11 protein-coding genes are annotated in these 12,473 nt (G+C 41.9%); 5 read left to right on the forward strand and 6 right to left on the reverse strand.

From position 1 onward, the window contains the following. Positions 1-138: 138 nt before the first annotated feature. Positions 139-1,371 (reverse strand): phosphoglycerate dehydrogenase, encoded by a 1,233-nt coding sequence (gene serA, locus CDG61_RS02155; RefSeq protein ID WP_087549889.1) that lies wholly within the window; start codon positions 1,369-1,371, stop codon positions 139-141. Positions 1,372-1,747: 376 nt separating this feature from the next. Here serA and CDG61_RS02160 point away from each other — a divergent pair, with 376 nt between their 5' ends. The 4 genes from CDG61_RS02160 (at position 1,748) to CDG61_RS02175 (ending at position 5,713) form a co-directional block, all read left to right on the forward strand. Next, positions 1,748-3,157 carry an FAD-binding oxidoreductase gene (locus CDG61_RS02160; RefSeq protein ID WP_087512189.1) on the forward strand — a complete coding sequence of 470 codons (1,410 nt, stop codon included), beginning with the start codon at positions 1,748-1,750 and terminating at the stop codon, positions 3,155-3,157. A 90-nt stretch (positions 3,158-3,247) separates the two neighbouring features. Beyond that, positions 3,248-3,622: a hypothetical protein gene (locus CDG61_RS02165; protein WP_087550019.1), complete on the forward strand. Its 375-nt coding sequence runs from the start codon at positions 3,248-3,250 to the stop codon at positions 3,620-3,622. Positions 3,623-3,871: 249 nt separating this feature from the next. Further along, the gene (locus tag CDG61_RS02170) at positions 3,872-4,636 is read left to right on the forward strand and encodes a DNA polymerase beta superfamily protein (protein WP_087549890.1); all 765 of its coding nucleotides are present in this window, start codon (positions 3,872-3,874) and stop codon (positions 4,634-4,636) included. Positions 4,637-4,816: 180 nt separating this feature from the next. Beyond that, a complete protein-coding gene (locus CDG61_RS02175; RefSeq protein WP_087549891.1) occupies positions 4,817-5,713 on the forward strand; it encodes a pirin family protein in 897 nt (298 codons plus the stop codon). A 56-nt stretch (positions 5,714-5,769) separates the two neighbouring features. Here CDG61_RS02175 and CDG61_RS02180 read toward each other — a convergent pair whose 3' ends face one another. Further along, positions 5,770-6,162: a hypothetical protein gene (locus CDG61_RS02180; RefSeq protein WP_087549892.1), complete on the reverse strand. Its 393-nt coding sequence runs from the start codon at positions 6,160-6,162 to the stop codon at positions 5,770-5,772. A 430-nt stretch (positions 6,163-6,592) separates the two neighbouring features. On the opposite strand from CDG61_RS02180, the gene CDG61_RS02185 reads away from it, so the two are divergent. Further along, positions 6,593-7,834, forward strand: a complete 1,242-nt coding sequence (locus CDG61_RS02185; RefSeq protein WP_087549893.1) for an MFS transporter — start codon at positions 6,593-6,595, stop codon at positions 7,832-7,834. Positions 7,835-7,890: 56 nt separating this feature from the next. Here CDG61_RS02185 and CDG61_RS02190 read toward each other — a convergent pair whose 3' ends face one another. From CDG61_RS02190 to CDG61_RS02210, 4 genes are all read right to left on the reverse strand, one after another. Continuing rightward, positions 7,891-8,175 carry a DUF3817 domain-containing protein gene (locus CDG61_RS02190; RefSeq protein ID WP_087512879.1) on the reverse strand — a complete coding sequence of 95 codons (285 nt, stop codon included), beginning with the start codon at positions 8,173-8,175 and terminating at the stop codon, positions 7,891-7,893. A 106-nt stretch (positions 8,176-8,281) separates the two neighbouring features. Then, the gene (gene yccS, locus CDG61_RS02195) at positions 8,282-10,432 is read right to left on the reverse strand and encodes a YccS family putative transporter (protein WP_416240696.1); all 2,151 of its coding nucleotides are present in this window, start codon (positions 10,430-10,432) and stop codon (positions 8,282-8,284) included. Positions 10,433-10,641: 209 nt separating this feature from the next. Beyond that, positions 10,642-11,196 (reverse strand): superoxide dismutase family protein, encoded by a 555-nt coding sequence (sodC, locus tag CDG61_RS02205; RefSeq protein ID WP_087549896.1) that lies wholly within the window; start codon positions 11,194-11,196, stop codon positions 10,642-10,644. A 107-nt stretch (positions 11,197-11,303) separates the two neighbouring features. Beyond that, a complete protein-coding gene (locus CDG61_RS02210) occupies positions 11,304-12,422 on the reverse strand; it encodes an AI-2E family transporter (RefSeq protein WP_171405568.1) in 1,119 nt (372 codons plus the stop codon). Positions 12,423-12,473 lie beyond the last annotated feature (51 nt).

The raw sequence follows: 12,473 nt of genomic DNA on the forward strand, positions 1-12,473 counted from the left end.
CGCAAGAGAAGGAACTTTCAATGTTAATTTTATATTGATTACTTAATGACTTAAGCAATAGGTCTATTTCAGTGAATCATGATTTAAACATAAAAAAACCACAGGCAAATACCTGTGGTTTTTTAACATCAAACAGTTTTAGAACAATACGCGAACGCGGATTGTGCCTTCAACTTCATGAAGTGTATCCAGTGCTTCCTGAGATGCAGTTGCATCAACGTCCATCACCAGGTAACCCACATCACCTTTAGTCATTAAAGACTGACCAGAGATGTTGATGCCGTGTTCAGCAAACAGGTTATTGATCTTAGAAAGAACGCCTGGCACGTTTTTATGAATGTGCAGTAAACGGTGTTTACCTTCAGTCAGTGGAAGTGCAATTTCAGGGAAGTTTACAGCAGATAAAGTCATGCCTTTATCCGAGTAAGCAACAAATTTTTCAGCCACTTCCAGACCGATGTTCGCTTGCGCTTCCATAGTCGAACCACCCACGTGAGGTGTTAAGATCACGTTGTCTAAGCCACGAAGTGGAGAAACAAATTCTTCACCATTAGCTTTAGGTTCTTTCGGGAATACGTCAACTGCTGCACCAGCAATATGACCTGATTTAATCGCATCAGCTAAATCTTCGATCACAACACATGTACCACGTGCAGCGTTCAAGAAGATAGAACCTTCTTTCATTTTCGCAAATTGTTCTTTTGCGAAGAAGTTTTTAGTAGAAGGAACATCAGGAACATGTAGGCTTACAACGTCTGCATTTGCAAGTAATTCATCAAGTGAACCGACCTGGCGTGCATTACCCATTGGAAGTTTAGTCACTGCATCATAATAAATCACGTGCATACCCAGGCTTTCAGCTAAAACTGAAAGTTGAGAACCGATTGAGCCGTAACCTACGATACCTAAAGTTTTACCACGGGTTTCAAATGAGCCCACTGCAGATTTGTTCCAGCCACCACGGTGAGTGGAAGCCGACTTAGCAGGTACGCCACGAAGTAAAAGAATAGTTTCAGCAAGTACAAGTTCTGCAACCGAACGAGTATTTGAATAAGGTGCGTTAAATACAGGAATACCACGAATCATGGCTGCATTTAAATTCACTTGGTTGGTTCCGATACAGAAACAACCCACTGCGATCAGTTTATTCGCAGCTTCAAAGATTTCTTCAGTTAATTGTGTACGGGATCGAATACCAATGAAGTGTGCATCTTTAACCGCTTCTTTCAGCGCTTCACCCTCAAGCGCAGTTTTACGGGAATCGATATTGGTATATCCAGCTGCATTTAACGTGTCGATTGCATTCTGGTGAACGCCTTCCAACAACAAGAAACGAATTTTATCTTTTGGTAGTGAAAGATGTTGGCTCATTACGGCTCCGCTACAAAGGCCAAATTTAGTCGCAGTATGATACCATAGACACTGGTCTATAGATATTTCCATTGTGACTGTACTTATGGATATTTTTTCATCTTTTTGCTGAATTTAACTGCTGAACCGCATGCTTTGGCATTGAACAGGCATGAAAGTCTGAAAAATTAAGGGTGCTATACACAGACTGTGGATAATGTATATCGGGTCTGTACTTTATACTGTGCTTAGATACAGGTAAAATGCAGCCATACAGAACAGAAAAAAGATTTTTTCTGTGGAAATATCTGATTTTACATCGCTTTTAAAGTGATGTAAAAATACAGAACTCCGTTCATGCAACACTTAAATTATTTCTTACCAGGTCTGAAAAACGATGAATGCTCCAGTCGCTTTAACCCCAGAGTTATTGACCCAATTGACAGCTATTGTAGGTGAAAACCGTATTAAAACTGATGCGGACAGCCTGGAAAACTGGGGACGGGATCATACAAAACATTTTGATCCGAACCCATCAGTCATCGTTTTTCCTTCCAGTACTGCACAGGTTCAGGAAGTCGTAAAGCTGGCAAATCAGTTTAACGTTGCAATCACACCGTCTGGTGGTCGTACAGGTTTATCTGCGGGTGCTGTTGCTGCCAATGGCGAAATCGTGATCAGCATGGACAAAATGAACCAGATTCTGGAGTTTTTCCCAGCTGACCGTATGGTTCGTGTGCAGGCAGGTGTCGTGACTGAACAGCTTCAGAACTATGCAGAAGAACAGGGTATGTATTATCCGGTGGATTTTGCATCTTCAGGTTCATCGCAGATTGGCGGTAATATCGGTACCAATGCTGGCGGTATTAAAGTCATCAAATATGGCATGACCCGTAACTGGGTGCTTGGTCTGACTGTTGTGACCGGTAAAGGCGATGTACTGCGTCTGAACAAAGGCATGATTAAAAATGCAACTGGCTATGCCATGCAGCACCTGTTTATTGGTGGCGAAGGCACACTGGGTCTGGTGACTGAAGCAGAAATTAAACTTGAACGTCAGCCACATGATTTACAGGTGCTGGTACTGGGTGTTCAGGATTTTGATTCGATTATGCCTGTACTGCATGCATTCCAGAAAAAAATTGATCTGACTGCATTTGAATTCTTTGGCGAACTGGCTATGCAGAAAGTACTTGACCGTGGTCATGTACAGCGCCCATTTGAAACTCAGTGTCCATTCTACGTTCTTCTCGAATTTGAAGCACCGTATGAACCGATCATGGATGCTGCGATGGAAATCTTCGAGCACTGCATGGAACAGGGCTGGGTACTTGATGGTGTCATGAGTCAGAGCCTTGAACAGGTTCAGAGCTTATGGCGTTTACGTGAAGACATTTCTGAAACGATTGCACCATTTACACCATATAAAAATGATATTTCAGTATTAATTACGCATGTTCCTGCATTTATTAAAGAAATTGATGCAATCGTGGAACAGAACTATCCAGACTTTGAAATCTGCTGGTTCGGTCATATTGGTGACGGTAATTTACACTTAAATATTTTAAAACCTGAAAATCTGTCTAAAGATGAATTCTTTGATAAATGTAAGGTTGTAAATAAATACGTATTTGAGATCGTGAAAAAATATGACGGTTCAATTTCTGCTGAACACGGTGTGGGTATGACGAAAAAACCATACCTGGGTTATACCCGTTCTGCTGAAGAAATCGAATACATGAAAGCGCTGAAAAAAGTGTTTGATCCAAACGGTATTATGAACCCAGGTAAACTGTTTGATCTGTAACAGGACTTTTTACGCTACACAGTTCCAGTAGTGTAATCTGTAAAGGCATAGCATCATTGATCTATGCCTTTTTTATTGGGGGAAACCTGTATGTTATTTAAATTTTCAGTTTTAGCAGTCTGCGCAGTTCTGCTGCTGAGTGGTTGTGCAACGACGCAGAAACTTATGTCCAGTGTCGGGTCTTCAGATACACCACTTGAACAGGTGCTGAAAGCGGAACCTGAGCTGAAACAGGCGACACACAGTATTGAAATCCGTCAGGTGTTTAACCGGGTGGAAGCACCAACTGCTGCACAGGTGACTGTGGTTCAGGCAGGTTTGCTGGATGACTCTGTACGTGCAAGCCGTTCTGTTTACAGTTTTAAGCAGGTCAATGGAGACTGGAAACTGTCAGATACGCAGAAGTCGTATCAGTGCTACCGTGGTAAAAACACCAAGTCTTTCCAGACAGCAAAATGTCCTTGATGATTGTTTGATTTGTTGTTGAAATAAAAAGATAAATCCCTATAAATAGCGTATCGGTTGATGCGCTTTTTTATTTGGGAATAACAATAAATGAATATTTTAATTGTCGGCAATGGTTTTGATCTTTCGCATTATTTGCCGATAAGTAGAACACTGGATGAAAAACAAGTGGCTTCAATTTAAAGAAGATCCAAAAATTTTTCCAGAAAATGCTATAACTTTAGAAGATTTACCTAAAATGTGAAAATAATGAACATCCAACAAGAAATCCAGAACTTATTCCAAAACAGAGATGAACATCCACTGTTTTATATCGAAAGTGGCAGTCGTTTATGGGGTATGGCAAGTCCAGATAGTGATTATGATGTACGCGGTTTTCACCTACCATCAAAAGCCCAATATTACGATTACCGAAAACATCGTGATCTGATAGAAATCATGGATGGTGATTTTGACTTTGTATCATTCGATCTCAATAAAATGTTTGGCTTACTCGCCAAAAGCAACCCAACCGTTTTGGAATGGGTACGTGCGCATATTGTCTATTTCAACCAATTTCCAGAATGGGAAAAATTTCGAGATGGACTACTTGAAGGTATAGATTATAAAGCTTTGTATTACCACTATTTATCACTTGCTAAAGGTGGGATGAATGTGATGCAAACAGCAGATAACTTTACCTATAAAAAAGTGTTCTATTCGATTCGTGGTTTGATGTCAGCAGAATTGGCAACCCAACAAATCATGCCTGAATTATTGATTACTGAACTATTCGCGCAAATAGATTCGAGTGATCCATTACGTCATTGGGCAGAAGACTATTTAGAAATTAAAAAACAACAGAAAGAAAAGGCTCAGGTTCCTGAGTTAGAACAGGCTCAGATTTTAAAATTGCTGAATGATAAAATTGAAGCATTGAATTTAAGAACGATTGAGCCAACCAATGATGTGGAAAAATTACAGCAATATTTAACAGAATATAGCTTTAGTTTAAAACAGCATTTTTATGGTTAATATTTGAAATAGCTTTAGATTTGATTGCGAGGATGAGTTGAAGAATATTCGCAGTCATTTTCTGTAGCTTTTAATCGTAGATCATCATCAATGATGGAACACTGAAACGCATTTAGATGATTGAGCGATACATACTGATGGATTATGCTTCAATGAGTCTAAATTCATCAGTATAACAACATGAAAACCCTTGCCTTTATCCATCGTAACGATACCCGTTTTGCCATTGGCGATTTTTATCCTGTGCTTTCAGTCTTTTCACACTATGAACTGGGCAATACCGTTTCACCATTCCTCTTACTCGATCACTTAGGTCCCGGCATCTTAAAACCGACCAATTTACGAAAGGGTGTAAGCGAACATCCACACCGAGGATTTGAAACTGTTACCCTGATATTTTCGGGCGAACTCGAACACCGCGACTCAACAGGCGGAGGTGGAATTGTCTCCGCAGGCGATGTGCAATGGATGACCGCCGCTTCAGGCGTAGAACACAAAGAAATCTTTAGCGAAGCATTCTCCAGGCAAGGTGGATACTTTGAAATGGTGCAGCTTTGGGTCAATTTACCTGCCAAAGACAAAATGAATCCACCACGTTATCAAAGTCTGCGTAAAGCCAATATTCCAGTAGTTGAACTACCAGACTCAGCAGGAACATTACGTGTTATCGCAGGAACGTATGTCGATGGAAATAACGAAGCACATCAAGGTCCTGCAAAAGTACATTCACCGCTTCATGTGCTGGATATTGAAATCAGGGCAGGGCAAACCGTGACTCTACCCGCAGGTGCTGGTGAAACCACACTTGTATATTTACGTTCAGGCAAAGCACAGTTTCAGCCAGAGGATGAAATCTTTGAGGAACAGTCGCTGGCTGTTATGTCGAATCTGGAACAGAATTTTGAAATTACCGCATTACAGCACTGCAAATTATTGCTCTTAACAGGTAAACCACTGCAGGAACCCATCAATGGTCATGGTCCATTTGTGATGAATACCTATGATGAAATACTCGAAGCATTTGATGATATTAAAAAGGGTACATTCATCAAATCCAGAGTTTTAGAAGATGAATAAAGAAAAAAGCATGCTATCAGGTCGATTGCATGCTTTTTAAAGTGCTTTAAGAAAAGTTAAACAGTAGGATTTTCTTTATTTTTCAGACCGATAATGCCTTTGATAAACATGACGATACCAGTACCGACACACAGACCCGTCAGGAATTTACCGAAAAAGCCTAAACCGAGTTCCTGGTTGTTGGCTGAACTGATCGCTTTGGCAGTTTCTTCAGCTGAAGTGGCACCATCTGCCTGAGCATTCATCATGGCAACAAAGCCAGTATCGGTTTTACAGCTGCCAATAATGGAACTGGAATTTTCACCATATTTTTGTTGAACTAATGTTTCACAGCGTGCCTGCTCTTCTGCACTGATCGCTGGCTTGGAACTGTTCAAATACAGACCTCCACCAATGAGGAATAAAACAATACCAATAATGATCATGGCTACAGGATTCTTATTTTTCATTTAAATTATTCATATTTGTTTATAGAAAATTTAGAATATCTTAAGAATAAAAAATGTTCAACTTTGACATGAAATGAACGTGTGTTAGACTGTTACAACTGAATCCTGTGTACATATTTGTCGATTCGGTAAAATCTCACATATCAAAATCTTCTATAGACACCTTGTGAATACGGTGTTTTGACTTGCTTTATCTAAGCAGATTTAACAATTTCAATTTATTATTTCGGTGTCTGTCATTGCGCTGACGTGTATGTATTTAAAAATACAGCACACAGTTTTCTGTTCTCTTTTTATTGAACAGGAAAGGATATTTATATCTGCTGTTTTATTTCAGCGCATTTTATAAGAACAGCAGATCAGTAAAGCAATTTTGTACAGCTTGAATGATATGCCCGCATGACAGCACAATTCAGATATGTAGACTAAAATGAAAAACAGTATAGAGATTGAACAGACCACAAGACTCAGTCGGGCAACTTTCATGTTTCCACTGGCACTGGTGCTGTTCGAATTTTCAGTTTATATCGGTAATGACCTGGTACAACCTGCCATGCTTGCCATTACCAGAGAGTTTGGCGTGAGCAGCAGCTGGGCACCATCCTCCATGTCCTTTTATTTACTGGGTGGTGCTTGTGTTGCGGCATTACTGGGGCCACTGTCGGATCGGATTGGGCGGAAAAAAGTATTACTGGCAGGGGTGGCATTTTTTGTTGTGACCTGTCTGCTGATTTTACTGACTCACAATATTGAGAGTTTTCTTGCTTTAAGATTTTTGCAGGGCTTTGGTCTGTCTGTGATTGCAGCGGTAGGTTATGCTGCAATCCAGGAAACTTTTGAAGAGCGTGATGCCATTAAAGTGATGGCACTCATGGCAAATATTTCTTTGCTTGCTCCACTGATTGGACCTGTGGCAGGTGCATTTTTAATTGATCATGTGTCATGGCACTGGGGATTTATTGGCATTGCCTTTTTAGCATTTCTCAGCTGGTTTGGTCTGAAAGCCAAAATGCCAGTGCAACAGCAGAGTATTCCGAAACAGCCTCTCAGTTATATCTGGGATGACTATAAAAAAGTTCTGAAAAATAAAACTTTTTTAGCCATGACACTTGGACTGCCTATGGTGGCGATGCCTTTGATGCTGTGGATTGCCTTGTCACCGGTCATGCTGGTGGAAGAACTGGGACTCAGCAGTATGCAGTATGGTCTGGCGCAGTTTCCGGTACTGGGTGGTCTGATTATTGGCAATATTGTGCTGATTCGTGTGATTGACCGTCTGGCTTTGGGAAAAACTGTCCTGGTGGGTTTACCGCTGATGTTGCTGGGAACTGCAATTGTACTGGCAGGAGTCATCTGGCAGGAGTATTTCCTGTTCTGTGTGATTGCAGGTATGACTCTGGTCAGTTTTGGCGAGGGGATCAGTTTCTCCGTGCTTTACCGTTTTGCTTTAATGTCATCTGAGGTTTCAAAAGGTACTGTGGCAGCAACGGTTTCAGTCATTTTAATGCTGATGTTTTTTGCTGTGATTGAACTGGTACGTATCATGTATGAGCATTTCCACTTATGGGCTTATGCGGTTTCATGTGTCGCCTTGATTGCTTTGTGGTTCACAGCGCCAAGAGCTGTTCTGAAAAATATTATGCAGCAGCGTAAAGCTAGTGGTGAGTTCTAGGAACAGGCTTATTTTACACCCTCTCCTTGGGGAGAGGGCTGGGGTGAGGGAATAAATTATTGTTCAAACTTCTTTAATTTATGATCAAAGACGAAAGGTCCAAAAGGTAAAATCGAGGCAATCAGTCCGAGTAAAAACATTTTAAGTGACCATTTCTGTTTTTCGCAGACCACAAACAGCACAATCAGAAATAAAATAAACAGTACACCATGACCCATTCCAACATATTTGACCAGAACGGGATTGTCCCAGATGTATTTCATTGGCATGGCAATAAACAGGAGGAGAAGAAAAGAAAGACCTTCAAGGAAACCGACGATACGTAAAGATTTGATATTCATGGTCACTTAATCAAATGAGAATGAATCTCGAGTTTAGCCTATCCTGTGATCAATTTATACAAAAATTAAATAAATTAAAAACTTAGATAAATGAGTGGTTTGTATCTTATAAAATTTCCATGTCGAGCAGATTTTTTCTCAGTTTGATCAGTTCAGGCAGAGTTTCCAGAATCAGGCTGATCTGTTTTAAGGTTAAGCGCAGATCTGGAGACAGATCAGGCTGCGTACTCCGCTGCTGAATTTCCTTTAACTGATTTTCTATCAGGGTTTCATCCAGTGCATGCTGCTGTAATAACACATCCGAGAGTGTGTTTTTACACCAGAGCAGTAAGTCCAGAATCTGAGGATCAGTGACCTGTTCACGATGGCTGCCCAGCGCGGAAATATAGCTCAGCTGGCTGTGACTGTAGACCAGGTAACGGAAAGAGTAATGAATTAAATCTTTATTGGGACTGGGTTCAGTACTTAAACTGGAAATCATGCTGGAGAGTTCAATCTGCGCATTATGTGCAAAACGACGGGCTTTGCGGTACTGCATACTGTTATCCCGACCATGCTGATACTGCTGCACAATGGCATCGAAATAATCTAAAGTTGCCTGAGTACTTTTTAAAATATTGTTGGAAATATTACGGAAATTCCAGTCGGGCCAGATAAAGCTGACAGCAAACCAGGCGATTCCACATCCGATTAATGTGTCAATAATACGGGGTAGTATGACGGCATAGCCTGCACCTTTTAAATTGAAAATCAGCAGAACCATCAGGGTTGCCATGAGTGTTGCCATGGCGTATTTTTTTGAGCGCAAATAGAAGAAATACACGCCAAACACAATAGTCAGTACAAGCTGCCCCTCTACACCAGGGACAAAATACAGCACAGGAATCCCCAGCAGTACGCCCAGGACAGTACCGAAAGTTCTCAGTTTGAGGCGACTTTTGGTAGCAAAATAACTGGTCTGACAGACAAATAAACTGGTCAGTAAAATCCAGTAGCCATTTTTAGCGAAGGGCAGCAGGGAAATGGCATAGCCTACAGTAAATACAAATGCAATTCTGACGGAATGACGGAATAAAGCCGAGGCAGGGGTCAGATGCTGGCTGATTTTGAGCCATAAATCCTGCACACCGTGAATATCATCATCCAGTAAATTCAGATCATGCTGATGTCGGCTGTAGCTCTGCTGGTACTGTTCCTGTTCAATGCTCAGATTTTTAAACTGAACCTGCACGTTGTGTAAATTGTTCAGCACCAGTAATAAATTATGAACTTCCAGATTCTGTGGGTTTTCTGCAATCCATGCGTTCATGGATGCTTCCAGGTTATGCAGGACCTGTTCATGCTCCTGACTGAACTGAAAATGCTGTTGCTGTACGACACACACCGCCAGCTGCTGGCAGTTTTGAGCCAGTAAACGGACATTTTTCTGCACACGATAAATCAAATCAGTACGGCTGAAGTTTTCATGAATTTTTTCATAATGCAGATAGTTGGACGTCGCCTGTTCATGGATGTCCTGAGCCAGGAAATACAGATTCAGCCAGTAAATAGTGTGTTTATTGGCACGGGATGCTTTTAACCGGGTCAGCAGGGATGCTTTGGTCAGATTCAGTTGCTGGACTACAGCTGAATTTTTAAGGGAAAGATCGTACAGCAGCGTTTCAATATTATCAGTGTTGTCAGGGTCAAACAGGGTGGCTTTACGGTTCAGTACGTCAGCCAGTGCCAGAAAACTCTGTGCTAAATTGTCCTGAACAGCCTGAGTGGGTTTCAGCAAATAAAAAATAATGGAGCTCAGTCCATACCATAATGCGCCCAGTACGAAGTAGCTGGGTTGCAGATACCACTCGCTGTATTCACCCAGTCCAAACATGGTATAGATGGACAGTAACACTGTGCCGAATGAGATCGTGGCGTAGCGTTGTCCCAGTGCGCCCATGAGCATGAGTACTGCACTGGACAGGGCTAAATACAGAATAAATAAAAATTTGTAGGGATGTAAAAAATCAAGAATACTGCTGACTGCAAAGAACAGCACACAGACGTACAGCAGATTACGCAAGCGGATACTGAGCCGGTCATCAAAATCAGTCAGCGCCGTGGCAATCGCGCCCAGTGTCACAGGTACAATTAACGCTTCAAAACCTGTGAAATATAAGCCCAGTGTTGTCCCTGACAGAACAATAAAAATCTGTAAGCAATACATCAGCAGAAAACTGTTCTGAAAGCTTTTAAAGATGCTATGGGCGGTATTCACAAGGTCGCAGACTGGTATGAAATAAAGTTTATTTTAACATTTCGGGTCTGGACTGAAATTAATTTTAGTATTTTTTTGAAATCCATGATTTTCAATCAGATGCTGATCGTCATCTGTGGCTGTAAAAAATGCAGATTTTCATCTGCATTTTTCAGAATTGAAACGGGATGGAATGTGTATAAGTCTGAACTTATCCACAATACTGTCAGTTATTGAATGACACCGCAGGCAATACGCGCTCCGCCACCACCCAGTGGTGCAGGTGTATCAGAATAATTGTCTCCACCGGCATGCACCATGACAGCCAGACCTTCAATATCTGCAACTTTCAGTCTTGGTGCCAGTAATCGGGTATTGGCATGTCCTGAAGCATCTACATTCAGTACGGGAAGATCACCTTTATGTCCTGCAAGCGGGTTGCCATGATTTGCTCTTTGTTCAGGGTTGAAATGTCCACCAGCAGCAAGCGCAGCAGTCATTTTTCCATCTTTTTCAGCAGCTTCACATGAGCCTTTTTCATGGATATGGAAGCCATGTGGTCCTGGCGGTAACTCAGAGAGCTTTGTCGTAATGGCGAGTCCAGCCAGGCTGTCTTTAAACTCAACGGTTCCGATTTTTTGCCCGACACCCTGAGCACTGACTTCATGAATATCTACGGTTTTTGAAGCAGCAGACTGACTGCCAGAGGTACTGCCGGTTGATGCACAACCCGCAGCGAAAATGGAGCTGAGCAGTACAGCTCCAACTGCATTCTGAATGGACATCGCTTATATCCTGTTTTATGAAGAATATTTTCATTCAAACAAAGGTATGCGATCAGTACAAGCTCTATCTGGCAGAGCTGTGTATGACTTTTTTAACCTGATCAGGATCAACTGTTCTGATCAGTCTCGTCGGTAATGTCATAAACCAGTGTGGCTTTAGGCATTAACAGTGCTTCCTGCTCATTGGTTTCATGCAGCCATTCACGCCAGATGGCGAGCAGAACTGCCAGAATGACCGGACCAATAAACAGTCCCACCAGACCAAAACTTGCAAGTCCTCCCAGCACACCGAACATGATCAGCAGGAACGGAATTTTGGTTGCGCCTGAAATGACCAAAGGACGGATAACATTGTCTGCGGTACTGACAATACAGACACCCCAGATCATCACGCCAATGGCTTCGATGGTCTGTCCCTGTGAAAACAGCCACAGTGACACGGCGGTATAGGCAACTGGAGGACCGAAAGGAATCAGTGCAAAAAGGAAGGTGACAATGGTCAGCACCATCGGGTTAGGTACACCGGCAACAAAATAGCTGATTCCGGCCAGGAAAGCCTGAGCCACCGCGGTCAGTCCCACACCATAGACCACAGCACGTGTAGTGTCTGAAATGGTGGAAAGATAGTGATGTACGCGTGGACCAACTACCATTTCAAGTGCTTTACTGACCTGATTTAAAATGGTCTGTCCATCACGGTAAAAGAAAAACAGGGACATGACTGCAAAACACAGTTTGACAATGTTTTTAGTGACTTCGTTAAACAGGACTTTTCCGTAATTCAGGTGGCTCTGAATCCACAGCGACACAGACTGAATGATACTGTTTGGATCGTGGTTGATTTCACGTAAGGTACGACTGACTTCCTTACCAATAATCGGTAAATTGCGGATAAAGTCAGGAACAGAAAGATGACCTGAAAAAACCTGTTTCTGCAGTTCATAATACAGATTGCGACCTTCATGCTGGAGCATGAAAATAGCCATGGTCAGGGGAATACCGATCACCAGCACGATCAGGCTGATCATCAGGGTTGCACTCAGCGTCGCTTTATTTTTACATAAACGCTGAATGGAGCGGTACAGCGGCCAGGTCATGTACGCAATAATTGCTGCCCATAAAACAGGGACAATGAAATACTTGAGCACATGAAAGCCCAGGAACAGAAGGAAAAAAAGCAATCCGAACAGGAGGAGTTTCTGTAAAGTCGACGCGTACTGTTGCACCACGGTATTCACTGTCTAATTTTTTAAATCTCAGCCATCTTAACTGAAAAT

Source organism: Acinetobacter sp. WCHAc010052, assembly GCF_002165295.2.
Lineage (GTDB): Bacteria > Pseudomonadota > Gammaproteobacteria > Pseudomonadales > Moraxellaceae > Acinetobacter > Acinetobacter chinensis.